The organism is Paenibacillus sp. FSL R5-0490 (assembly GCF_001956215.1).
GTDB lineage: Bacteria > Bacillota > Bacilli > Bacillales > Cytobacillaceae > Cytobacillus.
In genome coordinates this window covers 133,848-159,182 of sequence record NZ_MRTQ01000006.1, presented here as the reverse complement: position 1 = coordinate 159,182, position 25,335 = coordinate 133,848, and the positions used below count along the sequence as shown (strand labels likewise).

Below are 25,335 nucleotides of genomic sequence, written 5' to 3'. Positions count from 1 at the left end.
AACTTACTAATCAAAATTAAAAACCATAAGGTGAAACTATGAATAAATCTGAAGAATTTGCATTGATTCTCCAAACAGCTCTTCAAAGAGGCCAGCTGGAAAAAGACCTGACACTGACAGATTTGCTGAAGGAGATAACAGATCAGCTGAAAAAGGTTATCTAATGCCGGGCAGATAATGTTAAAATCTGTCGTTAATAAATCATAAAAAGACCGCAATTTTCGTCTATTTTCTCACTCCGGTTTTGCTATAAACAACATAAGAAGTTGTTTGGGAGTGATGAAAATGCATTTTGAAGCTTTATTGGATGCTTTATTTGGTCCAAGAGAGATACTTCATGAAATGGAATGCTCTGTATGCGGATTGGATGAAACCTATTACAGAGATCCCTTTACCCATAGAAGTCTGGGCAGAGCCTGCCCATCTTGTAACTTTGTACAGAAGTTTGAATTTGGAAATTAATGAAAAAGGCAGGTGAACTGATTCCCCTGCCTTTTTGCGGATTGTTACATGTTTTTCAACTGACTTATAACCCGGCTTTTTCGTTCTTGTTTTTTCGCATTGTATGTTTGCTGAAATTCCTGTGCTTCATTTAAACTATATCCATTGGATTCCAGGTCAAATTGCAGCTGCTGATAAAGCGTATTAAATGTGCTGTCTGCATTCCTCTCCATGAGTCCCGCATAAGATTGATATTTGCCGATGAGCTCGCTCATTGGCGTTTTTTTGCTGATTATTTCTGCTTTGGCTTCCACAACAAGCTGATCGATTTTACTGGTTTCCTGTGCTTCAAGCTCTGAGAATAGGCTATTGTAATACGTTTTTATTTCTGCAAGGGACTTGTTCTTCTTTTCATTTGTTTTTGCTGTGCCCTGATCAGATGAATTTCCTGCAGAAGCTGATTCTGCCTCATTTGAATCATCCGATTTTTCATTATCAGCACTTTTTTGACCATTCTCTTTCTTGCCGCCCTGCTTAGTTTCGCCGTCTGATTGGGAGGAAGAAGTTTCTTTGTCAGAACTCTTATTTGATTTATCAGACTCAGCCTTCTCAGTATTTTCTGCTTCACCCTGCTCGTTTGTCAGGCCGGATTTATTTGAAGTAGTTTTCTTGCCGGCAGGCATTTCCAGAGACTCTTTCGCATCTGCAGCTGTTTCTTCTACCTGCTGATTCCACTTCCATCCTCCAGCCATTATAGCTATGAAAGCCAGTATCGATATGCTCCAAACTATGATTTTTTTCATGTCATACCCTCTTTACTATTATTTTTATATGCCATCATACGACAGATTTCCACCTTTAGTGTATATCGGCAATATCCATCTATTATTATATTAAAATGGTAAATTTTTATAAACATATTGTTTTGATTTTACTCAAATGGTAATATTTATATAAGGAACTATGAAAATATACCTATTTTTGTGCGTTTTAGTACAGTAGGAATTTAATGAAGAGGTGTTCATATGGGTAAAAAGAAAAAAATGACTAAAACATTAATGGCTGCGACGGTTGCTGCTTCAGTGATGGCTGTGTCGAATCCTGCTTCTGCGGCATCATATGCTTCTGCAGAAAAAGCGGTTGTAAAAGCTGAAAAGTTAGCTGGTGCACTAAAATGGGAAGTATCTATCGAGTACCGCAAAACAAAATATCCTAACAATTTAGTAGGATATCCAAACATGAAGATGCACAATGAGGTGAAAGCCCTTTTGGCAGATGCCAGAAAGCAAGTAGCGGGATTGAAAGGAAAAGAGAAAGAAGTCCTTTCAGCAAGACTTGATGCAAATGTTGCTACATATCTTAACCGTTCTGTTGCTTACATTGATGCTGTAAGTTCCGGTTTGAAGATCCAGAAGAAATATAATGAGCTTAAAGCTAAAGCGGCAAAAGGCGAAGTGGATGATCAGACTGAAAAACTTTACCATGAAGTTTCATGGGAGATTAAGAAAAATGCGTTTATGCTTGATCGCGTATATGGCGTGACAACTCGTACAGAATTCCGTGATTTCTATAAACATTCTGCTGAGAAACAGCTGAAAGACCTTTTATATCCAGTCTCTATTAAAATGCAAATCGACCGTGCTGAAAAAGCATTAAAAGATAATAATGCTGAGCAGGCAGCACAGTATTTAGGCAATGTAGAATTCCTTATTAAAGAAGCTGCAAAGAATGGCCTTAAAGAATCTAATCCATTAATCAAAAGTTCTTTAAGTGACCTTGAAAAAACAGAAAAAGAATTCAGCAAACATGGAACTCTATATGTTGCTCATTCTAAAGCGGCTGACAAACCTTCCGTATTTGGTCCTGCATCAGGAAGCGAATCCAGCAAATCTATTTTCTTATATGCAGGAGAAAATGAACATATCAAACTTCAAAATGTTTCAATTAACGGTAACCTTACAGTACTGGGTTCACCTAATGGAGCAGGTACGGTTCACCTTGAAAATGTAAAGGTTAATAAAGTGAACAGCAAAGGCGGAGCTATTATTGTTGAGGACATTGCTGATCACAGTCTATACATGAAAGGCGTAGAAGCGGACAGCCTTGTTGTAAATGACGCCAATGGATCCAATCTTGTTGCTGACACAGGTGTAAAAGTGAAGAACCTTGTCGTGTCAGAAAAAGCTGGAGCAAAAGGGAAAGTAAACTTAGAGTCTAAGGAAAGCGGCTCTTTTGAAACAGTTACAATTGCAGCAAAAGGCGGAGAAAATTCTGAAGGAATTGCACTTAAGGGCAACTTCTCAGAAACAGCCATCGAAGTAACAGGTGAAAACGCAGCCGTTGCAATTGGCGAAGGCACTGAAGTTAAAGAAATCAACATCAAAGCAGCTGCCCAGATCTCAGTAGCAAAAGGTGCAGTTGTTAAAGAAGTGAAGAAAGATTCCTCAGTAAAAGGCGAAGTGGAAATCGACAACAAAGGTACAGTCGAGAAAGCTGATGAAGGAATTGAAGTTGGCGGAAATAAACCGGGTGAAGTTACGAAGCCGGGTGAAGGCACTGTAACACCTCCTCCTGCTGGCGGCGGTGGCGGAGTTGTGACACCACCTTCGAATGCTCCTGTTTATGTGGATAATAGTCTTACTTCCGGCTTAGATAAAGAATCAGTAGATGATAGCAATCCAAGTAATATCAATGTGGATCTGGTTAATGTTGATGATGATGAAATATTTTATAGTGTATCACTAGGAACAAATGTACCTTCCAATTTGAAAATTACATCATTGAAAGCAATGGGCACATCTGAAGATTGGATCGATACACCAATAGTACTTTCTGGTACAACTGTAACCACAAAGCATTTGTTTGGTAATCTAGATACTGGAGTAGAAGGAGTTAATATGGCCAATGCGAGAGCGGTATTTGGAAGTGATCCAATTACTCTTACTGGAGTATTAGTAAATAAAGTAACCAGTGAGGAAAGTGCACCTGTTACCATCACCATTAACTTGGGTATTGGAAAAGCAGCATTAACGACTTTTAATAATGCTTACGGAACAATAACTAAACAAGGTAATAATACTGCAACGGTAACAATCAATAAAACAGACGTTACAATAGGAGACATTGAAAAAACAACAAACGTCAGTTTTACTCAACTGTTACTTTCATTTAGCTCATCTCAGACTTCAGATGCAGCAAATACTTTAGAACAGCAAATACTGAAGAAGTTTGCCAACACTGCTTTAAAGGACATCAAGCTGGGGCAATTAAAGGGAAAATCATTTAGTGCAAATGGTTATGAAATAGTATTTAACAGCTAATATTAATAGATTAAGGGACACTTTTAAATATTGGAGTGTCCCTTTCTATATTTCAAAAAAGAATAGAAAACTCGTAATTATTATTACTGTTTAGTTTTTAGTCCCTTTAGATCTTTCATTCTTTATCTAATTTATATTCAGTAAATATATTTTTTTTGTATAGTTCTATTTACCTATCGCGTGTGATATCCTAAAAAAGAATTCATTTCTAATTTCTGGAGGTATCCGATGAAAAAAGCCAAAATAGCTGTTATGGTATTAGCTTCCTTCTTACTTTTTTTCGTCTCCATTCCCACTGGCGCAAGCGCCAAGGTAATGTGGGATGGAGCAGAGCTGAAAAAAGGCCAGATTGGAAGATTAACAGTTTTAAAGAACACGGAGTTATACAAGTGGGATGGATCTAAAAAAACTCCGTCCAGAACACTGAAGGCAGGAGAAAATTATAGAATTTATACGTTTCTTCCAGGCAAGCTTGGTTTAGGCGGCGGCTATTATATAGACCGCAATAACAAAGTGAAATATGAAACACCATCCAAGGTGAAGCTTCAGGCATTGGGTGTTAACTTCACGAACAAGAAAATTGGGGATTTCACTTATCCGCAAATAAGCAGTTTAGTGGATAATGCCGCAAAAGAGCGTATTAATGCAATTATTAAGAGCCATTTTGAACAGTCTTATGAAAGTGCTCAAAATCTCGAGGATGAAGAGGAAGAGCATCGATGGGATTATTACTATGACAATGGCTACCACGTGCCAGAAGATGAAGAATGGATGTACAGCTACGATTATGATGTATCTTATAAGGTGAAATATAACGAAAATAACCTTCTGAGCATTTTAGTTTACGATTACATGTACACAGGCGGCGTTCATGGAATGTCAACGGTAACCTCGTATAATTTTGACCTGATCAAGGGTGTTGAGCTGCAGTTAACTGATGTGGCAAAAACCAGCGCCGCAAGAGGCAAGATTAAGAATTATGCCATCACTGATTTGAAAAATCGGGCTGCCAGAGGGGAAATGATTTTCCCTGAGTATTTGGAGGAAATCACAATCAATAATGAGCGTCCTTTCTATTTCACAGGAAGCGGTATTGCCATCAAATTCTTTGAATATGAAGTCGCGCCATATGCTGCCGGTATGCCGGAAGTAAAAGTGCCAAATAAAATTTTCAGATAAGCAAAAGCCCTAATTCAAGTTGTGAATTAGGGCTTTTATGATCATGCCGTATTCGATTCTGCTTCCAGTTTCTTCAGTCGTTTTACCTTTTCAGGCTTTTTGTCCTTAACTTTAGGCACTGTAAGCAAATACTGATTATAAGGCAGAAGCTGTATAACCTTAACCACTCCAATTGTTCCTGACAGGATCAGAGCAAAAACAAATGGAAAATTAACTGTACTCCAAATGCTTTTCGGTGCCAGTGATTGGAATGTTAAAAGAACAAACGGATGGACGAGATAAATGGCCATTGAAAGGCTTCCAACTTTTGAAAGGAATATTTCCAGCCAGCTGATCTTCCTTATATCTTCCCCAATACCCATCATAAAAAGAGTGATAATGGGGATATTAATCATATTAGTCGCCCGGTTTGATGGGATGGATCCGATGATTTTATATTCCACCACAGCCATTACAGTTATAATCGCGGCACCCGCACCTAAGATTTTCTTGTTTTTCTTCGAGAACTGGCTAAGCGGCTCCCAATAATAAGCTAAGAATCCCCCAAAAATAAAGAAGAAGATCCAGCTTGGCAAAAAGGCGCGCTGGCTGAGAATGACCTGCCAGATTCCTTCGAACTGTCCCGGGTTATAGGCTTTTAATGAATATAAATTAACTAGGGTTGATCCTGCTAATAAGAAAATCCAGCTCTTTTTTGAACGGAACAGCTGCAGGAGCGGAAACAGCAGGTAAAACTGAAAAACAATTGACATAAAATATAGATGGTAAAAGCTATTGCCGAAAGCAAAGTTGATCAGGAACAGTCTTTTCCCTGATTCAAACGGATTGGCACCTTGAACGAAATACATAAATAGTAGATAGAAAATGCTCCAAAATATAAAAGGTACACCAATTTTCGTAAAACGGCTCACAGCAAATTTTTTTAGAGTAAAGCCTCTTGTCCGGGTCTGGTAGAAGAGCAGAAATCCGCTGATCAGAGCAAAAATAGGTGTACCGAATCGGCTAATTTGATTGATGAAAAGAGTAAGTTCATTATACGTTTCGCCGTTCTCAAAGTAGAAGGAGGCTGAAACGTGAACCAATAGTACCCATATGCAGGCAATAGCCCGCAAATAATGAATCTCTTGGATATGTGCTTTTGATTTGCCCATGACTTTCACATCCTTGCAGTAGTAACAGAATTCATTTACCACTACATCGTATATGAAATACAGGGGCCCGTCCGGAATGTTATCGTACTTTAACCATAAAGTATCGATTTGTTAATAATGCATCCAAAGATAGGGAAATAGTTAAAAAATTTACAGACACTTATATATCAAATGATAATTGAATGTATGATTCTTGAGATGGAGCTTGCTCTTCCTGTTTCCGGTTTTTCGAGCGGCTGCTCACTGCCTCCAAAATAAACAATTTGTCCTGGGGGGTTAATAAACTCCAGCTGCCTGCTTTAATTTTCATTTGAAAAACAACTCCTTTTTATATATTTTCAATCCCAATTTTTAGTTATTACGTATATACCGCCTTTTTATTTGATTAAAACAACAAAAATTCCAACAAATTCTGCGCTGTCATACACAGGTTTTGTTGGAATCCCTCGAAATTATTTAAACAATTCCCCAATTAAATTATTTTTCAGCAGAAATTCAGAAAGCTGAACATCCTTTACAAGCTGATCATACGTTTTTTTACAGGCATTAACGGACACTTTTTCCCCGGTTTTGTTATCTGTGCAAATACCATCCTGGAAAACTCCATTATGTGAAGCAGCATAATCATATGGCCCCGAATAGTACGAGTATGGGGTCGTTTCATAAGCAAAACCGGCAAAGCCTTCTTTTTTGATATCAAGCGATGCCCCGAGATGTGCAAGCGGCTGTTCGGTGCCAATCAGAGATGCAAGAGTAGGGAAGATGTCCAGCTGGCTTCCAATAACCTCATTTTTAACAGCTGCGGTCTGTCCTGGATGGTGAATGATCAGCGGGACATTGAATTGCTCTTTCTGGTTGAAGCTGATGCCGAGAAGCTGGTCAATCTCATCCTTATCTTTTGGAATAGGCCCGTAATGATCTCCATAGACGACAAAGATCGTATCATCCCATATTTGTTCTTCTTTTAATTTTTCAATAAAGTAACCGATTGACTGGTCAAAATAATGCGTAGCCTGCAGATAGTTCCCTGTTAAGGTATCTGCAAATTCTGCAGGGAGATCCAAAGATTGATATTTACCAGGCAAGTCAAATGGCCGATGATTCGTCAGACTGACTATAAAACTGTAAAACGGCTTTTCTTCTTCCTTATAGATATCTATCATTTGTTTAAACATGCTTCGATCCGAGACGCCCATTCCGATTACTTCATCTTCTTTAATTTTTAGATGTTCAGTACTGTAGAAGTTATCGAAGCCCTGGTTAGGATAGGCCAATCTCCGGTTCCAGAATTCCGGTGAATTTCCATGGGCAGCGCTCGTTGCGTATCCTTCTTTTTTTAGTACTTGCGGAAGCGAGAGGAAGTTATTTTTTGGATAAGTTTTATAAACACCCATATCTGCAATGGGATATAAAGAATTATTTGCAGCAAATTCAGCATCTGACGTATTGCCTCTCCCAATTTGAAGGTAAATATTCGGATAATAGTGGCTGGTGCTGATGAGTTCATTCAGATGCGGGGTTATTTCCTCACCATTTACTTTTAAGCCGATTGGAAAGTCATTCAGTGATTCAGCCTGCACCACAATAATATTCTTCCCTTTAAACTTTCCGAAATAGGGAGATGATTTTAAAAGATCCTGTTTCCCTTTGAAATAGTCCTTTAAAATCTCCAATTCTGTCTTTTCTTCAGCAGTTATTTCTTTGGCTGCAGCATGGTTATGGTAAGTTCTCGAAAGATCATAGATATGGGCTGGCAGGATACCTGTGAGGGAAACTTTATATTGATCAGAAAAGGTATCCTTCAGCGGATAAAAGGCCGCAAATAAGATAAAAGCAGCGCCTGCAGCAAACATGGCTGATCCAATGAGAGGGTGCCTCAGGTTTCTTTCTTTCCGTGAAAAAACATAAAGAGCCAGAAGAATGGCAGGGATGTCTATCCAATACACGATATCACTAACGTAAACAAGCGATGCAATCGAGTCCTTTACATCTCCGAGCTGATTGGCCTGCTGCATCAACTGGATATGAAGAATGGCATCATAATAACGTTCGTACAGTACATCTGCATATAAAAGAAACGAGAGAAGCAGGTAAACAATAAAGGCCAGAACGGTCTGGACTCTTTTTTTTCTGAAAAAAATCAATCCTGACACTGCAGCCCCGAGACCGCCAGAAGATAATAATATCAGTTTCTTATGCGGGTTAAGCTCCAATTCATAGATAAAATAAAAGGTTTTAAACGCCCAGCATAAGCTGAAAAAACCTGTCAGCAAAGCTAAAGACAGGAGAGCCGGATAATGCTTCTTTATTAACTTCATGTTCCCCACCCTCAAACGCTTTTTACAAAATCTTAACACTTAATTAACAGAAAATTAATAAAAATAATCTGACAGCGTTCGTGCGGAGTTTGTCGAATGGGAATTTTAAACGTCTTTTACAAACTATCAAACAAATCTTAATAGTTTTAATATATAATATTTTTGTAATGATAAACTTTAAATTCAGGAGGTTTATAATGAGGATTTGGAAAAAGGGCTGTATTGCCGTGGTATCCGCCATGGTTATTTCATCCGGGTTCAGCGGGTCATTTGCGGTTAAGGCAGAAGGGAATACAGACGCAAATACCAAAAAAATCACTATTCTTCATACCAATGATTCTCATGGCCGTGCTGTTGAAGGCGAATATGATGGGATGGGATTTGCCAAACTATCCACTCTAGTAAAGCAATATGAAAGTAAAAATCCCAATACATTGCTTTTAGATGCTGGTGATACCCTGCACGGGACCACTTTTGCCACGCTGAGCAAGGGAGAAAGCATTGTTAATGTGATGAATAAAGTTGGCTATGATGGCATGGCTGCGGGAAACCATGATTTCAACTATGGCTATGAAAGATTAATAGAGCTGAAAGACAAAATGCTGTTTCCGCTCTTAAGCGCGAATGTTCGCAAGCAGGATGGGAATCTCCTTCTGAAGCCTTATGAAATAAAAGAGGTTGACGGTTTGAAACTGGGGATCTTTGGATTGTCGACACCAGAGACTCATTATAAAACACATCCAAAAAATGTTGAAGGCTTATCTTTCACTGATCCGGTAAAAGAGGCACAGGCGATGGTGGCGGAATTGAAAGCTCAAAACGTTGATATGATAATTGCGGTAACACATTTGGGAATTGATGAGTCCAGTACAGATACTTCCATTAAAGTGGCAAAGGGTGCCCCTGGGATTGATCTGATTGTTGATGGGCACAGCCACTCTAAGCTCGTTGAAGGCCTGGAGGGTGAAAATGATACACTGATTGTAAGTGCTGGGGAGTACACAAAAAATCTTGGCGTGGTGGAACTGACCTTTGAGAATAATGAACTGAAGGGCAAAACAGCCGGTTTAATTACAAAAGAACAAACTGCAGCCGTTGAAGAAGATCCGGCTGTTAAAGAAGTAATCGATGAAATTCAGACAGCTCAAGAAGAGATTCTGTCTGAAGTCATTGGTGAAACGGCTGTAAAACTTGATGGAGAACGTGAACAAGTCCGTGCAGGAGAGACAAATCTCGGCAACTTGATTACCGATGCGATGGTGGACATGACGGGTGCAGATATGGCTATCACCAACGGCGGCGGAATTCGTGCCTCAATCGCTGAAGGGGAAATTACAAAAGGCGATGTTATTACAGTACTGCCTTTTGGTAACTATATTGTCACAAAAAAGCTGTCAGGTTCCCAAATTAAAGCAGGAATTGAGAATGGTGTGAATTCATATCCTGACGCTAAAGGAGCCTTCCCGCATGTTTCAGGTTTGACTTTTGTTATTGATGCATCTAAAGCAGCTGGAAATCGGGTACAGGACATGAAGATCAAAGGTGTGCCTGTCGATATGAACAAAGAATACCTCGTTGCCACAAATGACTTCATGGCAAGCGGCGGTGATGAGTATACCTCATTCAAAGACAGTGCGATTGTCAATGAATTTCCTGCACTCGATGAAGCGCTTATTGCCTATATTCAAAAAATCGGCACTGTAAATACAAAAGTTGAAGGCCGTATTACAGCAAAAGCTCCTGAAGATCCTAAAGAAGATGACAATAAGCCTGCACCTAAGGTTTATTGGGATGGCGTACTGATGAACAAAGGCCAAATCGGCCGCATTACCGTTCAAAAGCCTATTAACCTATGGAAACGTACAGCTGACAACAAGCTTCAGTTTGTACGTGTGCTAAAGCCTGGTCAGGTTTACCGTGTCTACAACTATGACTACAATTTCTTCGGCCAGTACGGAGTCGGGTCCGGACATTACATTACCAATATGAAAGGGTTTGTGAAGTACGAAACTCCATCTAAAAAGAAACTCGAAGAATTGAATGGAAAATAAACGATGAGGAAGCTGCCAAATAAGGCAGTTTCTTTTTTTATAGTAGTATATACCTATTTTACAAAATAAGGGTTCCGCTTGTAATATTTTTGTAATATTATTGAAACATAAGTAATAAAGGAGTGGGGTTATGAAAAAGACTTTGATTTCAGGCATGATTATGGCCGCTGGTTTTTTTGGTATTATGGGGGATTCTGAGACAGCCTCAGCAGCCTCTAAGGATACAAGACCATCAGTGATTTGGGATGATGCGAGATTAGTAGAAGGTCAAATTGGCAAGGTGACTATTCTGAAAGATACAAGCAGGCTGATTAAAGAAAGCAATGGCAGTTTCAAGCCATCCGGCACGTTCAAAAATGGAAATACATATAGGGTATATTCCTATGAAAAAATCAATGGCGTCTATTTTTATGGCGTAGGTGCAGGCGTTTATGTAATGAACTCTTCTGATGTCTTTTACAAAACTCCATCGGTTCTAAAGAAACGGCAAATGGCTGATCTGGTCATGATAAAACCAGACATCCTTACAGATGCGGCGGACGGAAAGCTGAAAGGGCAGGATTTCATTATTAACAAGAATACGATCGACGATGTAAAGAGCAAGCTGGGAGAGCCAACTGATGAAGGACTGTTCGAAGGCTCAAGATATTATCAGTACGGAAAGAAATATGTTTATTTTACTGAACTGCCGGACGGAAAAGAAATATTCACTTCCAAGTATTTAGTTGACTCTGTAACCGATATCTCGCCTCTTTATGTACTAAATAGGCTCGGTACCGGCTCCCTTATAAGAGAAGGATTTTTTGAAGATGACCAGACCTGGAAAATCATCTATAAAATGGGAGACAACCTTGTATACTTTGTTTTCGGTGTAGAGACGGGCAGAGAAAGACTAATATATATAAACCTGCTGAAGCAGAATTAGTTCGAATGGGAAAAGTGCCATCAGCGGCACTTTTTCTTTTTGCTTGTGAGCAATTGACTAATTTCTAGAAATTTCGACTCTATACTGGCAATTATTACAATCTCTTATATAATAAAAGAAAGTTCATTAACGGGGGAAGAAACAGCCATGTTTTATCATGTTCAGCTTATAAAAGGAATTCTAAGTCCAAATACATACCTTTATCAATTGACAAAAGCAGAGAAAATTACCGGGCTTTATATAAGATTCCTGCTGCTCATGGCTGCCGGAGCCATTCTATATCTGGCGGCAGCATATACAGGATATGGCATGGATATTATATCGAATGAAATATCAAATGTATCCCAGCAGGAATTGGAAACGAAAAAGCTATTTTTAGGCATTGGGAAAGTAGTATGGGGAATCGTTTTTTCTCTGCTGATCTTTTTTGTCCCAGCCATTTTTTATTGGACTATAATGGATACGGAATTTGCGAAACTGCTGGTTATGCAGCTATTTGTGTTAGCTGTTTTACTAATAGAAAAAGCGTTAACGCTAGTTCTTCAGATTAGCTTTGGTCTTGAGAGAGTGTCCTCGCCTTTCAGTTTGGGCGTAATGGTACAATATTTGACAGATAACCGTTTGCTTATTCAACTGGCCGGCACCATCACACTTTTTCAAATTTGGGTAATTTTCTTCCAATATATGAATCTTAAAGCATTTTCGCCGCGAAGCCCCAAATGGATCCTGCTGATTGTGATAATCGTTAATCTGGTTGGATGGATCATGACATCTACCATTTACTATCTTGAATTTGAGAAACTTATATAATGGCGGTGTTATTGTGAAAAGAGCTTGGGTGCTTAGAATCCTGGTTGTGTGTATAGGAATCTTTATTGCTGCAAATCTTTATTTGGCCTTAAAGCCAGGAAGCAAAGTGGATAAGACAGCATACATAGATAAATGGCAGGCCGTTTCGAAGGAGAACCTTATAGATTCCTTTTCGAAAAAAGGTGTGGTATCACCTGCGGAAGAATACCAGGTCTATTACGATGAGCGGCAGGGGGTTTTTAATCAGTTTTTGGTTAAAGAGGGAGATGCGATTACACCTGGAACGGGTTTGTTTGAATATCAGCCTGAAGACCTTGATGCCGAAAAAGAAAGACTGAATGCAGAAGCAGAAAAGCTTGAAAACCAAATAGAGGACTTAGAAGGTCATATTGATGATATGGAAACATATAAAAGAACGCTTATTTTTGCTCAAGAAGAGAAAGACAGCGAAACAGCGGTGACTTCCAGCCTTGATAGAGACATCTATGAAAAGGAGCTTCAGGTCAGCCTGCTGGAACGGGAGCTTGAAATGACTGAAAACCAGCTGGATTACCTGGAAGATCAGCCAGGCAGTGTAACCGTTCAGAGCAATTTCTCAGGAACAATCAGTGAGATTGACCGCTCCCTTGAAAATCCTATTATTACGATTACTTCAGATGCTTCACTAATTAATGGTGAACTAACATTAGATGAGAGAATGGAAACTTCTGTTGGCCTTAAAGTACTTGTCTCAGCAAAGGACTTTAAAGGAGAAGGAACCATTATTAACCTGGCATCCCTTCCAAAGAGCGGAGTTTCTCTGAATAAGGAAAGCACTTATCCGTTCTCGGTTCAGTTAAATGAGGACGCATCAGAGATCTTAAAGGGGACCCCGGTTCAGATCGAAATTGTTACAGATGAGATTGAAGGGGCAGTAACAGTACCCTCCAAAGTGATAAAAAAAGACAAAAATGCTTCCTCTTTGTGGGTGATCTCAAATACCGGGAAGCTTGAGAGAAGAAATATAGAGACCGGACTGCAGGTAAATGGGAGAACCGAAATTAAAGATGGCCTCGAAAAGGGCGAATGGATTGTAATGGATAAAGGCATTCATAAAGATTTTGATGGAACAGAAGCAGCAACCTCCTTCAAAACAAAACATTTAAGTAAAAAGCAGATCAGCAGCCTGAAAAATAAGACAAAATGGAAATATATATTAAAAGGATTTGTATCCCGATAATTGGACAACCCCTGGGCTGAATAGCCCGGGGTTTTATTATGGAATTTTTGGCTGAGACTGTGCGGCATGGAGATGAAATATGGACTATGCAAATAGAATTGGGGAACTTGCAAATAGAACCGGGATTCTGCAAATAGGCATGGAGAACTTGCAAATAGAAGGGGGATTCTGCAAATAGGCCGATGGAACTTGCAAATAGAAGCGGTTCCCGCAAAAAGGCCGATGAAACTTGCAAATAGAACCGGGATCCTGCAAATAGGCGGTGTGAATTTGTAAATAGAACCGTGATCCTGCAAATAGGCTGGGAGAACTTGCAAATAGAAGGGGGATTCTGCAAATAGGCCGATGGAACTTGCAAATAGAAGCGGTTCCCGCAAAATGGCCGATGAAACTTGCAAATAGAACCGGGATCCTGCAAATAGGCTGGGAGAACTTGCAAATAGAACCGGATCCCGCAAATAGGCCGGAGGAACTTGCAAATAGAACCGGATCCCGCAAATAAGCTGGGAGAACTTACAAATAGAACCGGATCCCGCAAATAGTTAGGGGAACTTGCAAATAGTTAGGGGATTCTGCAAATAGGAAGAGGAAACTTGCAAATAGAGTGGGGATTCTGCAAATAGGAAGAGGGAACTTGCAAATAGAAAGGTGAAACTTGCAAATAGAACCGGATCCCGCAAATAGGCTGGGAGAACTTGCAAATAGAACCGGATTCCCTTCAAATAGAAACAAACTCCTGCACCCGGCAAGCACATTTCTGCAAAAAGAAACCCGAATAACAAGTTCCAAGCACAAAAAAAGGGCCGCCCGGTCAGTCCGGGCGGCAATAAATTGGAGAATTGGATGATGTTCGTAAAGTGACGAACTTCCGAAAGTATTAAATACTTATGAACTAATTAAAACATATTACCTAAAAGTCTGGATTCCTGCTGAATGCCGGTTATTTTAATAGAATATAGCTTTTACTAGGTTATAGAAGCATTTATAATAATAATATAATAATTGGAATATTTTTTGGAGAGTGGAAACTTTGGATTTTTCTGTTATAGGAGACAAGATAAAAGAACTGCGCAGAATACAAAGAATTACTCAAAAGGAACTGGCAGAGGACATTTGCACGCAGGCGCAAATCAGTAAGCTGGAGAATGGGGAAGTAATTCCGTGTGCATCAACCCTTTTTTTAATATCTCAAAAACTGGGCATTGATGTGAATTATTTCTTCAATATTGGTTTAACGCCAAGGCTGGACTATGTCGAAGAAGTGGCCAGACAGCTCAAAATTGCACGTCGGAATTTTAAATATCGGGAGATGGAAGAGATCGTGGAGATGGAGGAAAGGAATCCGCTTTTTTATCAAAATCAGAAATATCTTCAGCTTCTTATTTGGCACAAAGGCATATGCCTCTATCACGTCCATTCGGACTTTGAACGGTCTCTGCAAACTCTTGATGAAGCTTTGGAATTGACTAATGAAAAATTCCGGACGGAACAGGAGCTGGAAATTCTCTTAAGCAAAGGCATCGTTTTCTTTGAAAATAATCTGCTGGATGAAGCTATTCAGGTTTATGAAAGTGTATATACAGAGATGAAAAATCTACCCCAATTGCGGGATTATATATTAAAAACTAAACTGCTCTATAATATGGCCAGAGCTTTTACCCGGAAAGGATTATATGAAAAATCAACTGAAACGTGCATAGAAGGAATCGACTGGGGGATTGAAAAAGATAACCTCTTTTTATTGGGAGAACTTCACTATCACATTGGCTACAATTTCGAACTGGCGGAAGATTATCGTTCTGCTCAAGATTATATGAAAAAGGCATTGCTGATTTTTGACCTGCAGAAGGATCATAAATATTCGGATTATATTAATGGCAAGTTAATGAAGTGGCAGGAGGATGAATTAATGAAAAATACCTGATGCCAATCCCGAACATCAGGTATCCTGTGACATCAATGCTGGTATACGCATGTGTTGATGCCGATGATTTTTAGAAACTCTTTTATTTTAGTGAATGACTGGTTTTTAAATCCTTCTGGTATAGTCAGCTCCGTTACATAAGCCATTTTTCTTTTTGAGTTCTCGTTTAGTTCCGTCAATTCTTCATGGATACTGTAAACCTTTCTTGCCAATTCTTCATTTTGTTCTTCTTCACACGTATAGATAACCGCTTCTCCAACTTTCATTGATGCGTTTCTAAAGTAGAATGAAAAAATGATCGCGCTTTCGTTCTCGATAAACTTCGGCTGAATTTTCATATCAAGATTCATACCCTTTCACCCTCCCTGCATCTTTATGCCCTTATCATAACAAAAATGGTTCCTTTTGCTGATTGAAATCAGAAGGTGATTTAGATAATGGAATGAATATTTAATATGAAAAAGTGAGGTTTTCATATAAAATTATAACTATAGGAATATTCCTGAAAGAATATAATCAGCATCACTGCTCTGTAAAAGAAGGGAATTTATCATGGCGTGTTGAATTTGAGCAGTAATTAAGTTTTAATTACAAAAAAAATAGGCACTTCAGATGAAGTGCCTCAATTGGAGATTAATAAGACAAGGGTCAACCCCTTTGAAATCCTAACAGATATACAGTCAAAATTAGAATATAGTCGGAAGCTCTTGAGTTGTAACACCGCCGCCGCCGTTATTTCCAGCAGCAAAGGTAATGCCTGCAGCTCCAAATACAAAAGTGAATACGGCCATCATAACTAATAAACGTTTTTTCATGAAAATTCCTCCTTGCTTTTTAAAATTAAGGAACTATCTATATTAAACCATAAATAATTCAGAAGCGTTTTTTGTATATTTATTTAATTTTACCAGTATACTTTGTCTTATATCCTTTTTCCTGTTTATCAACAATAAAAATATAACTCTAGGCATATTTACATGAAAGGGGTGAAAAGGGTGAATTTCTCCGCGATTGGCCAAAGAATCAGGGAACTAAGAAAACTGATGAACTTATCACAGGGAGAGCTTGCAAAAGGGATTTGTACGCAGGCGCAGATCAGCAAAATTGAAAAGGGGGATGTATATCCCTATGCATCTACTTTATATTTAATATCCGAACGCCTTGGTGTGGATGTGAACTATTTCTTCGACATTGGCACAACGCCCCGGCTGGATTATGTACAGGAAGTCTTAAGGCAATTAACCTTGGCCAGAAGGAACTCAGATTACAGAGAGATGGAACAAATTGTAAAAACAGAAGAGAAGAATCCATTATTCCAGCAAAACAATAAAAATTTTCAGGTTCTATTATGGCATAAAGGAATTTGCCAGTATATGCTTCATAAGGATTCTAAAGCAGCGATTGACATCCTTTCTAAAGCCATAGCTTTAACTCATTATACCGACAAGGTCTGGTCTGAACGTGAAATAGAAGTTTTGCTGAGTATCGGTTCTGTCTATTTTGAAGAAATGGATTATAAAAAATCGCTGAAAGTCTATTTTGAAGCAAAAGAATATCTCCATCAGCTGCCATTCATTAATGACCATACTTTATTGTGCAGACTTTATTATAATATTGCGAGATCACTGACTCGTCTTGAGAAGTATAGTGATTCAATTAAATACTGCAGGGAAGCCGTCAGGTGGTGCATTGAAAAAGATAATCTTTATCTTCTTGGGGAGCTTCATTATCATATTGGCTACAACTATGAAATTCAAGGCAAGTTCCAGAAAGCAAGAGAATGCATGCAAAAATCTCTGATTATTTTTGAACTTCAGGAAGATGAGAAGTACGTAAACTTTATCAATAGCAAAATTCAAAAATGGCATACCTTTGCATAAGCCTGTCCTGATTAGACAGGCTTTTTTTGATGGGCGATTTTGAAAAAATTGCTGAATTTTCCCCAAATTTGTCCTTCTGCATAGTATATTAATAGATGTACAAAATTTTAGGAGGAAAAGATGAAAATTTTAATGAGATTCATATTTACAATATTGTTAGTTCTTGCCGGCTTCGTCCATTTGGAACATCGTGCCGAAGCTGCAGCGGTGAATCCAGCCGAAGTTTATACTTATGAAAAAATGCAGGCTGACATTGTGGAGCTTGCCAAGCAATACCCAGACCTTATTACATATAAAGTTATTGGAAAAAGTGAATATGGAAGAAATATTTATGCCGTATCACTTGGAAAAGGCGGAACAAATATATTTATCAATGGATCCCACCATGCCAGGGAATGGATGTCGACTACGCTGAACATGTATATGCTTGAACAGTACGCTTCAGCCTATAAGAGCGGACGGACAATAGCGGGTGCGGATGTGCGGACTCACCTGAACAGAACCACCATGTGGTTTGTGCCGATGGTTAATCCGGATGGTGTGACACTGCAGCAATTTGGATTAAAAGCATTTCCTTCGAGCACACATGCGGGATTAATCAAAATGAATGCGGGAAGCAAGGATTTTAAACGCTGGAAAGCAAATGGAAAGGGAGTCGATTTGAATCGCCAGTATCCTGCTGATTGGGCAAATATTAAAAGCAATCCGGGAAAGCCCTATTACAAGAATTATAAAGGATCCCAGCCGCAATCGGCTTCTGAAGTGAAGGCGATTATAAACTTTGTGAATGAGATTAAGCCTGCATCTGCTCTTGCTTACCATTCAAGCGGACAGATTCTTTACTGGAAATTCCATCAGACAGGTGCTTTATACGACCGGGATCATCAATATGCCAAAACCATAGGGAAAATGACAGGATATAGTCTGGTGTACCCGGGTGCAAGACCATCGGGAGGCGGCTTTACGGATTGGTTTACTTCAACCCATAAGCTTCCAGGGTTTACTCCGGAAATCGGCAGATATGCAGGTGAAACCAGCTTGCCGCTTTCAGAGTTTCAAAGCATATGGAAGCAAAACCAGGGTGTAGGACTTTATGTAGCAGGCATCGGCTATAGCTTAAGCGGGGCAAAAACAAGTTCAAAGGTAACCCAGGCAGCAAACCAGACAAATGATGCTGTTGCAAAATCAAGAAAGCTCCGATCCTATTATTCCGGAAACATAAAAAGTACAAGTGATTTCAAAGTAAGTGCAGACTTTGCAAAAGCCTACCAGAATGCAAGTAAAAGTATTGCTTCAGCTGAAACATTGCTGAAAGGCCTGCCTCAAAACGATCAAAACCGGTTAATGGCAGTGCTGAAGGAGGCTTATGATCATAAAGCCCGGGCAGCAGTCTTTATCGATACAGAAAAAACCGGAGCGCAGCTGACAACAATGAATTCACAGTTAATTAAATTGATAGATGCTGGTACTCTGGATGAACAAACAGTGGAAGCTTACCATAAGTTTTCATACCAGATTAAGAAAACGGAGCTGTTTATTAATAAGCTTTATGGTCCTCATGTTCGTGACATTGCAGCTGAAAAGTATGTATTGCCTGCAAAGATTACGAAAGAAACAGTTATTTATGAGATTTCCAGATACATGCTAATGAAAGAAATTCAGGTTAACCTTAGTGCCGATAAACTCGATGCAGTTGAGAGCCAATTGGCGGAGTTAAACAGACTTGAAAGACGTTCTGCGGAAATCAAAGAGGCAGGCAACAAGCTTTATCCTGGCAGATACCGTGAATTGCCTGGCTTTGAAGCAGTGCTTGCAAAAATGAAGCAGGAAATTGTGAAAGAGTATGAAGCCTTAAAGCCTTCAGAAGAACAGCCGGAAGCAGAGCCGGTTCAGGAGCAGGAAGACAGTTCACAAGAAGTGGACCCTGCTGTTAATACTGAAAGTGAAGTGCCATCAGAACAGGCAGACACCAGTGCAACAGAAGAACTCGAAGTTGATGCCTCTCAAACAGATGAAGAAGCTGTTTCAGAAGAGCAGCCATAAGTTAATAATTAGAGCTGGGTTTATAAAACCCGGCTCTTTTTCTAATATAAGAATGTTTAAATCTTGAAGTTAGATAACTGTCTAGCTCCAGGCGCCATCGGCTCTCGGGTCTAAGCCAATCCGGCCAAAAGGTTAAAGAACAACCTTTCAGCCGGCTCGTCTTATGCTTGAGGCCCGCAGGACAAGGAAGGCTTCGTCGGCATAAACATCGCACGACCAAAAGCGACAGCTTTTGGGAGGATGCGGGTCATGCAGACGTTGCCACAGGACGTGGCGGTTTTAGTCTGCGTACCTTTATAGGCGGGCGCCTTCCGCTTTTTTTTGTCGAATAATTTAATTTGGTAAAACTTTCTATTAATTGAAAATGATAGTAATATTATAATAGCACTATTTATTTACTTTTATGAGGAGGAAGGGAATGGAACGCTGGCTGAAAAAATCTATTAATCTTGCAGCAGGAATTGGCATTGCTGCCGGGTCTCTGCTTGGAGCATCTGGTGTATCTGCAGAAAGCGGAAAAGAGGTGCCGGGCATTTCGGCGGTGCAAATTGACCAGCCGTCATTGCAAAAGAAACTGGAGCAGTCAAAAGAATCTGCGTTAAGCGGAGATACTCTGGTGGTTAAATTTAAAAAGCCGCTCACCCAATCGCAGCACAAAATGGCAGGGGGAACATTGATTAAGCAGTTCTCCAATTTAAATTATGCTGTTGTTAAAGTGAGGAATAAAAATCAGTTCAGCAAAGTATTAACCAATTACAAAAAGCTGAACGGAGTTATATCCGCCTATCCAAGCGTCAATTACAAACCGCTTTCGCTGCCGGATCCTAAAGCAAAAGAACAATATCAGAACGAACTTCTTCAGCTGGAAAAGGCTCAAAAACTGGCTGGAAAAAACCCTGTAACGGTTGCAGTAATCGACCAGGGTGTGGACATGAACCATCCTGATTTAAAGGGAAAGCTGCTCCCGAGCTATAATGCAGTCAATCCAATGAGCCCCGGCACACCTGATTATCATGGCACCCATGTGGCTGGAATTGTTGCAGCCAATAAGAATAACGGCATTGGCGGCTATGGTGTTAATCCAAATGCTAAAATTCTTCCGATTGATGTTTTTGACAGAGGATGGGGCGCTTCAGATTATGTGATTGCCCAGGGGATTCTCTATGCAGTAGAAAAAGGTGCAAAAGTAATCAATATGAGTCTTGGCGGTCCTATGAAATCTCCTCTGATTGAAGAAGCGCTCAAAAAGGCTGCTGAAAAGAATGTTGTAGTGGTGGCCGCGGCAGGAAATACAGGGGATGATTCACTTAGCTATCCTGCTGCCTATGAAGGTGTCATCAGTGTTGGGAATATAAACAGCAGCAAAAAGCTGGGGATTTTATCTACATGTGGCACGTCCGTTGATATTGTAGCTCCTGGTGAAGATGTATACAGCACTATGTATGACTACGAAAAAAAATCGAGCTTCCTTAAAATGAGCGGAACGTCCATGGCCTCGCCTATGGCAGCTGGAGCAGCATCCTTGCTTCTGTCCAAGCACCCTGGCCTGACTCCGATTCAGATCGAATATATATTGGAGCATACAGCGGAGGATCTGGGTGATAAGGGATTTGATGTAGTATATGGAAATGGCCTGCTTAATCCGGCTGCAGCTATGCAATATGATATTAAGAAGCTGCCTGCGCTGACAAAACACCAATTGTCTGAAAAAGAAATTCTGGAAAAGGCAGAAGCGGTAAGTCTTGAGAAGAAGCAGACAGTTAAAGGAGCGATTACAGCCCCGTTCCAGGAGAAATGGTATAAAACAGATGTCGAGAAAGGCGATTTAGTTCAATTTGTTCTTAACGGAGCCAAGCAATTTGATTACAAGCTCAAATTATTTTTGGTTTCCGATGAAGGGAAAGTAGAGCTGGATGTAAACAAAGTCAGAGAAGGCTATGAGGAAGGAAAGCTGTTTGAAGTTCCATTTTCAGGAACGCTTGCATTCGGCGTTAAGGATGTCAATGGCAGCTTTGATGATTCGGGCAGAGGGCAATCAAAATTCAGCCTTTCCGCTGAAAAGGCATCTGGCATCGAAGAAGATGGCAATTCTATTCACAATATGAGTTCTATTGAATTGCCATACTCATATGGCAAGGAGCTTTTAACCGGGAAAGATGGCGATGATGATTTCTATCAATTCACTGTTAAAGAGGAACAGGCAGTGAAAATTGATTTAGCTAAACTGCCGGGTGTTGATACAAGCATCAGTGTTTATATGGGGGATCAGATTTTCCCTCCTGATATGGAAGAGATTACGGAAGAAGAGAAAGAGGCGCTTCTTGAAGAAATGTTTTACGGCAAATACCCGATTGAGCCGGCATTCTATGCAAACAGGGGCGGCAAAAGTGAAGGGGAAACTCTCTCTTTTACAGCTATGCCGGAAATGCCGTATATCATAAAAATATCTAATAAAATCGATCAATATTTCTTTGGCATGTATGATTTCATGTTAAACTTCGACTTGCTTGAAGAAGAGCAGACTCCTGAACCTTCTCTGATTCCATACAAACTGCAGGTTAATGGAAAAACATTGCCGGCAGATGAAGATATATTCCCTTATATGATGGATGAGGAAGCCGCTGAGAAAGAAATGGCCGGCAATGGCCTTGAAAAACAGCGCAGTGCATTTGAGGATTTGGAAGAAGAAACAGAAGAAGCATCTGAAGAAGAAGCTGAAACTGAGCCTGATTTCACTGAAATCCTTAAAGAGGGTGCCCAGCCTTTTAAAATGGATGAAAAAGGTGAAGGCTATATCCAGACATTAGAAGATGAAGACTGGTTTAGTGTTGTGCCGGATGAAACGGGAATCTATGAATTTAAGTTTGACGATAAAAAAGGCCAGGTTCCTTTAATGGAGATTTACCGCATTAAGGAAGAGACAGACGTGGAAGGAAACACGTATGCCTTTTTGGAGCAGATTGGAACCAATATGCAATTTGACTGGGTAAGCATGAAGCTGGATGCCTCCATGCTAACGGGTCTGAAAGCTGGAGAGAGCTACTATATTAAGGCTGGTGCAGATTACTATACTGGTTCAACATCTTTTGATCCATACATCTTTAGTGCCAAAATGGTGATTAAAGATCCTCAGGATCCTTATGAAGATAACGATAGCCTGGAGAAAATAAAGAATCTTCCTTCAGCAAAAATCGAAGGGAACCTCGCGATGCCTTTCGATCAGGATGTTTTCTATCTTGAAAGCAAAACAGCAAACATTTATGGGGTATCCATGAAGAGGAAAAATGCTGATGCCAAATGGAAAGCGAAATATCCTAAGGAATTGCTGAGCCCGTTCTATGGAATTGTGGTCATCGCAGAAGATGTAAACAAGAACCGCAAGCTGGATCCGGAGGAATTCGATCGAATTCAGTATATTGAAAAGGGAATTGACAGCGGAGCAACCTATGGATCATTTAAAGCTGAGAAAAATAAAAACTATATTATTATTGCCTCCGGTTATTTTGATGGCAATACTCCATTGTCCCTGCTTCCTTATGAATTGGCTGTGGCGCCGGTTAACCAAAATGACGAAGATAAGGGTTCTGTAGTGAAGAATAACAAACCTTCTAAGCCGCTGATGATGAAGAAGTCAGGCAGCAAGCTCTTGACTGCCTCCGGACATCTTAATGCCGGTGTACCGAACGGTGACGAAGATTGGTATGAATTGAAAATAGATAAACAAACGAAAGGCTATATCGAATTTAATGCCGGAACTGAAATTGATGGTGTTGTGACTCTTTATAAAGATGGCAAACTACTGGCTAAAGCAGACTACTACTCTGAAGGAGATGGGGAAGTGCTGTACTTTAACCTGAAAAAAGGAGTCTACCATATCAAAGTCCGTGATACATTCGGCGGTTCTACATTGGATTCTTATAGTTTGAAAGTTAACTTGCAATAGAAATAAAAATTCCCTGTCTAATTGAGGCAGGGAATTTTTATTTCTATTTAGGTTCGTATTTCCACATGTCTGCTTCGTTTCTGAAATATATATGGCCATTCTGATCGATGGCTAAGTCATGGGCACCTTCTTTTTTGATCAGTGTGACTTCCATTGTTTTCGGATTTGCTTTAAATAATACGCCTTCTACTGTTCCATATAGGTAATGGTCCTTTCCGAATTGCAGATTCGCATTTTTAAAGCGGCCGGAAATGGCTGGTACAATCATTACCTGCTTGGTTTGACCGGATTCGATATCGTATTTAAACAGTTTTCCGTCTGCCATACCGAAGATATAGTTTTCTTCGTAAGGAGTTAACGCATTAATCATGGCAGCTTTTATTGGGAAGTTTAGCTCCTCTTTATCTGAAGGTGAATCAGATGGAAAGCGGAATAACACTGCATCACTCTTTGCACGCTCATGGTTGGCATACACCGATGTTCCCCCATAAATATGATCCCCGGCTTTTACAAGTGAAATGATGCTTTGGTTTTCTATATAGTTTTCATAATTAATGGTTTCTTTTGTTTCAGGATTATAAACAGACAGCAGTCCGCCGCCCGTGCTTGTTTCAGGATAAGTGCCTATGAACAGCTGGTTGGTCTCATTAATCCCAAGCATGGCAGTTGGCCTTTCTTGGCCCACGTCTTTATAACGGGCAATTTCATTTATATTTTGGCCTTCAAACGGTTTTGTCAGATCGTATTCCAGGATTCTCGCTTTTGGATAGGCTCCAAAATATAGCTTGTCATTTAAGTATGCCATAGATTCAACCTGGCTGATGCCCTTCACTTCTTCTGTTTCACCGCTTGCAATGTTAAAGAGGCCGAGTCCGCCTGACATATAGCCATTAATAATGATCTTATCTCTATCAGGTGTCACTCCCATTGTATATAAAGTGACTGGAAGTGGAGCAAGTTTTGCCTGATGAATCTTAAATTCCCGGGTCTCTAAATTATAGGTAAAATAATCCCCGTTATTGCTTAACAATCCCGTCAGTGTGTACCCGGGGTAATCCTCTGTTCCCATTTCCACAAAATCTATATTTATTACGTTCATTCCTTCAAGGGGAACATTCATTTTTACCGTTTCCTGAGTTTTAAAATAATAAGCGTACAGCTCTTCATTGTTTGTATAATACACAGCTTCTTCTAATGGTGACTTCACAGACACGGTTTTAGACGTTGAATCAAACTCATCAAGCCATTCTAATGTGTTCTTGTTAAAAACCAGCACTTTGGGGCTTGGATCCAATTTGGCAAATAAATACTCGCCTGCCACTTGAATATCTGATACGTATTTCTCCATCCGGTATTCCCAAGGCAGGAAACGATCCCTGATTTTTGTGCGGATATTATAGCGGATAAGCTCAGCCTTCGATCCGATTCCCATGAAAATGCTCTCTTGTTCTTCATCAAAGTAAACACTTTTTGCAAATTCTTTGCCTCTTATAATTTGACCATAGTCTTTTCTTTCACCTGTTTCAGGTATATAGGAAAATACCGTTCCATTATAAGCTGTGGATCCGTATATTCTTCCTCCGGCGGCGTGCAGGTCCTGGATAGAGGTATCCCGGCTATGCTTAAGTTTATTTCCATAATCAGTCAGCTTTTTAGAGGCAGGATCGTACTTGTAAATATGCCCGCCTGATGTTCCTCCGATCCAGACATTTTGATCTGCATCCACATCAATTCCCCAAGCACTTGTGGAATTTTCAAGTGTGTAAGTCTTTTCTGTTTTTCCTGTGGTCAGGTTGACGATAGATAAAGCGGATGGAGTCCCGTGCTGAATGATGTACATATAGGGCTTGTTTTCAGGTGATTCCCCGTAGGCTGCTGCAAGGGCAGTTCCGTGGAATACCTGGGGCCCAATCTTTTCGATTGCCGGGTCTATTTCTTCTTTTAGCAATTGTGATGGATCTGCTTCTTCTTGAGAAGGTGTCTGGCTGTCATCCAATTCAATACTCTCCTCCTGATCTGTTAAATCTTCTGCGTATGCTGCACTGGAAAAGAAAACGGGTGCAGCAATGAGAGATGCGGCTAGAATGTAATTGACTTTTAACTTGGATAGATTCATATTTTCCCCCAAAGA

General features: G+C 39.9%; 19 protein-coding genes. 12 read left to right on the top strand and 7 right to left on the bottom strand.

What is annotated here, in order from left to right:
* The first annotated feature begins 38 nt into the window (after positions 1-38).
* Both BK139_RS24305 and BK139_RS06755 read left to right on the top strand, forming a co-directional pair.
* Entirely contained in the window at positions 39-164 is a 126-nt protein-coding gene (locus tag BK139_RS24305; RefSeq protein WP_286148127.1) for a YwzD family small protein, read from the top strand.
* Between the two features lie 121 nt (positions 165-285).
* Positions 286-462, top strand: a complete 177-nt coding sequence (locus BK139_RS06755) for an acyltransferase (protein ID WP_076257587.1) — start codon at positions 286-288, stop codon at positions 460-462.
* Between the two features lie 44 nt (positions 463-506).
* On the opposite strand, the gene BK139_RS06750 is transcribed toward BK139_RS06755, so the two are convergent.
* On the bottom strand, positions 507-1,244 hold the full coding sequence (locus tag BK139_RS06750) for a hypothetical protein (protein ID WP_076257586.1): 738 nt from the start codon (positions 1,242-1,244) through the stop codon (positions 507-509).
* A 222-nt stretch (positions 1,245-1,466) separates the two neighbouring features.
* On the opposite strand from BK139_RS06750, the gene BK139_RS06745 reads away from it, so the two are divergent.
* A complete protein-coding gene (locus BK139_RS06745) occupies positions 1,467-3,761 on the top strand; it encodes a hypothetical protein (RefSeq protein WP_076257585.1) in 2,295 nt (764 codons plus the stop codon).
* A 228-nt stretch (positions 3,762-3,989) separates the two neighbouring features.
* Positions 3,990-4,940: a DUF3298 and DUF4163 domain-containing protein gene (locus tag BK139_RS06740; RefSeq protein ID WP_286148125.1), complete on the top strand. Its 951-nt coding sequence runs from the start codon at positions 3,990-3,992 to the stop codon at positions 4,938-4,940.
* 41 nt (positions 4,941-4,981) lie between these two features.
* On the opposite strand, the gene BK139_RS06735 is transcribed toward BK139_RS06740, so the two are convergent.
* The 3 genes from BK139_RS06735 to BK139_RS06730 form a co-directional block, all read right to left on the bottom strand.
* Complete coding sequence (locus BK139_RS06735) at positions 4,982-6,091, bottom strand: acyltransferase (protein WP_076257584.1); 1,110 nt, start codon at positions 6,089-6,091, stop codon at positions 4,982-4,984.
* Between the two features lie 160 nt (positions 6,092-6,251).
* Positions 6,252-6,401, bottom strand: a complete 150-nt coding sequence (locus BK139_RS23865) for a hypothetical protein (protein WP_160169263.1) — start codon at positions 6,399-6,401, stop codon at positions 6,252-6,254.
* Between the two features lie 142 nt (positions 6,402-6,543).
* A complete protein-coding gene (locus BK139_RS06730) occupies positions 6,544-8,409 on the bottom strand; it encodes an LTA synthase family protein (RefSeq protein ID WP_076257583.1) in 1,866 nt (621 codons plus the stop codon).
* Positions 8,410-8,606: 197 nt separating this feature from the next.
* On the opposite strand from BK139_RS06730, the gene BK139_RS06725 reads away from it, so the two are divergent.
* The 5 genes from BK139_RS06725 to BK139_RS06705 all read left to right on the top strand — a co-directional run bounded on the left by BK139_RS06725 (position 8,607) and on the right by BK139_RS06705 (position 15,338).
* A complete protein-coding gene (locus BK139_RS06725) occupies positions 8,607-10,460 on the top strand; it encodes a bifunctional metallophosphatase/5'-nucleotidase (protein WP_076257582.1) in 1,854 nt (617 codons plus the stop codon).
* A 130-nt stretch (positions 10,461-10,590) separates the two neighbouring features.
* Complete coding sequence (locus BK139_RS06720) at positions 10,591-11,385, top strand: DUF4309 domain-containing protein (protein WP_076257581.1); 795 nt, start codon at positions 10,591-10,593, stop codon at positions 11,383-11,385.
* 147 nt (positions 11,386-11,532) lie between these two features.
* The gene (locus BK139_RS06715) at positions 11,533-12,195 is read left to right on the top strand and encodes a hypothetical protein (protein WP_076257580.1); all 663 of its coding nucleotides are present in this window, start codon (positions 11,533-11,535) and stop codon (positions 12,193-12,195) included.
* 13 nt (positions 12,196-12,208) lie between these two features.
* Positions 12,209-13,414, top strand: coding sequence for an efflux RND transporter periplasmic adaptor subunit (locus BK139_RS06710; RefSeq protein WP_139325606.1), 1,206 nt, complete (start codon positions 12,209-12,211; stop codon positions 13,412-13,414).
* Between the two features lie 1,030 nt (positions 13,415-14,444).
* A complete protein-coding gene (locus tag BK139_RS06705) occupies positions 14,445-15,338 on the top strand; it encodes a helix-turn-helix domain-containing protein (protein WP_076257579.1) in 894 nt (297 codons plus the stop codon).
* A 32-nt stretch (positions 15,339-15,370) separates the two neighbouring features.
* Here BK139_RS06705 and BK139_RS06700 read toward each other — a convergent pair whose 3' ends face one another.
* A complete protein-coding gene (locus tag BK139_RS06700) occupies positions 15,371-15,688 on the bottom strand; it encodes a hypothetical protein (protein ID WP_076257578.1) in 318 nt (105 codons plus the stop codon).
* 336 nt (positions 15,689-16,024) lie between these two features.
* Positions 16,025-16,153, bottom strand: coding sequence for a hypothetical protein (locus tag BK139_RS24300; protein WP_256815608.1), 129 nt, complete (start codon positions 16,151-16,153; stop codon positions 16,025-16,027).
* A 180-nt stretch (positions 16,154-16,333) separates the two neighbouring features.
* Here BK139_RS24300 and BK139_RS06695 point away from each other — a divergent pair, with 180 nt between their 5' ends.
* The 3 genes from BK139_RS06695 (at position 16,334) to BK139_RS06685 (ending at position 23,204) form a co-directional block, all read left to right on the top strand.
* The gene (locus BK139_RS06695) at positions 16,334-17,218 is read left to right on the top strand and encodes a helix-turn-helix domain-containing protein (protein WP_083675305.1); all 885 of its coding nucleotides are present in this window, start codon (positions 16,334-16,336) and stop codon (positions 17,216-17,218) included.
* Positions 17,219-17,338: 120 nt separating this feature from the next.
* Positions 17,339-19,261, top strand: a complete 1,923-nt coding sequence (locus tag BK139_RS06690) for a M14 family zinc carboxypeptidase (protein WP_076257576.1) — start codon at positions 17,339-17,341, stop codon at positions 19,259-19,261.
* 418 nt (positions 19,262-19,679) lie between these two features.
* Positions 19,680-23,204, top strand: a complete 3,525-nt coding sequence (locus tag BK139_RS06685; RefSeq protein WP_076257575.1) for a S8 family peptidase — start codon at positions 19,680-19,682, stop codon at positions 23,202-23,204.
* A gap of 43 nt (positions 23,205-23,247) precedes the next feature.
* Here the strand turns inward: BK139_RS06685 and BK139_RS06680 are convergent, their stop codons facing one another.
* Positions 23,248-25,320, bottom strand: a complete 2,073-nt coding sequence (locus BK139_RS06680; protein WP_076257574.1) for an NHL repeat-containing protein — start codon at positions 25,318-25,320, stop codon at positions 23,248-23,250.
* Between the last annotated feature and the right edge of the window lie 15 nt (positions 25,321-25,335).

Bases quoted from the DNA above. Each gene is read 5' to 3' on its own strand.
- BK139_RS06730 (WP_076257583.1), bottom strand. From the start codon at position 8,409: ATGAAGTTAATAAAGAAGCATTATCCGGCTCTCCTGTCTTTAGCTTTG.
- BK139_RS06750 (WP_076257586.1), bottom strand. From the start codon at position 1,244: ATGAAAAAAATCATAGTTTGGAGCATATCGATACTGGCTTTCATAGCT.
- BK139_RS06735 (WP_076257584.1), bottom strand. From the start codon at position 6,091: ATGGGCAAATCAAAAGCACATATCCAAGAGATTCATTATTTGCGGGCT.
- BK139_RS06725 (WP_076257582.1), top strand. From the start codon at position 8,607: ATGAGGATTTGGAAAAAGGGCTGTATTGCCGTGGTATCCGCCATGGTT.
- BK139_RS24300 (WP_256815608.1), bottom strand. From the start codon at position 16,153: ATGAAAAAACGTTTATTAGTTATGATGGCCGTATTCACTTTTGTATTT.
- BK139_RS06690 (WP_076257576.1), top strand. From the start codon at position 17,339: ATGAAAATTTTAATGAGATTCATATTTACAATATTGTTAGTTCTTGCC.
- BK139_RS06715 (WP_076257580.1), top strand. From the start codon at position 11,533: ATGTTTTATCATGTTCAGCTTATAAAAGGAATTCTAAGTCCAAATACA.
- BK139_RS06685 (WP_076257575.1), top strand. From the start codon at position 19,680: ATGGAACGCTGGCTGAAAAAATCTATTAATCTTGCAGCAGGAATTGGC.
- BK139_RS06720 (WP_076257581.1), top strand. From the start codon at position 10,591: ATGAAAAAGACTTTGATTTCAGGCATGATTATGGCCGCTGGTTTTTTT.
- BK139_RS06680 (WP_076257574.1), bottom strand. From the start codon at position 25,320: ATGAATCTATCCAAGTTAAAAGTCAATTACATTCTAGCCGCATCTCTC.
- BK139_RS06755 (WP_076257587.1), top strand. From the start codon at position 286: ATGCATTTTGAAGCTTTATTGGATGCTTTATTTGGTCCAAGAGAGATA.
- BK139_RS06700 (WP_076257578.1), bottom strand. From the start codon at position 15,688: ATGAATCTTGATATGAAAATTCAGCCGAAGTTTATCGAGAACGAAAGC.
- BK139_RS06745 (WP_076257585.1), top strand. From the start codon at position 1,467: ATGGGTAAAAAGAAAAAAATGACTAAAACATTAATGGCTGCGACGGTT.
- BK139_RS06740 (WP_286148125.1), top strand. From the start codon at position 3,990: ATGAAAAAAGCCAAAATAGCTGTTATGGTATTAGCTTCCTTCTTACTT.
- BK139_RS23865 (WP_160169263.1), bottom strand. From the start codon at position 6,401: ATGAAAATTAAAGCAGGCAGCTGGAGTTTATTAACCCCCCAGGACAAA.
- BK139_RS24305 (WP_286148127.1), top strand. From the start codon at position 39: ATGAATAAATCTGAAGAATTTGCATTGATTCTCCAAACAGCTCTTCAA.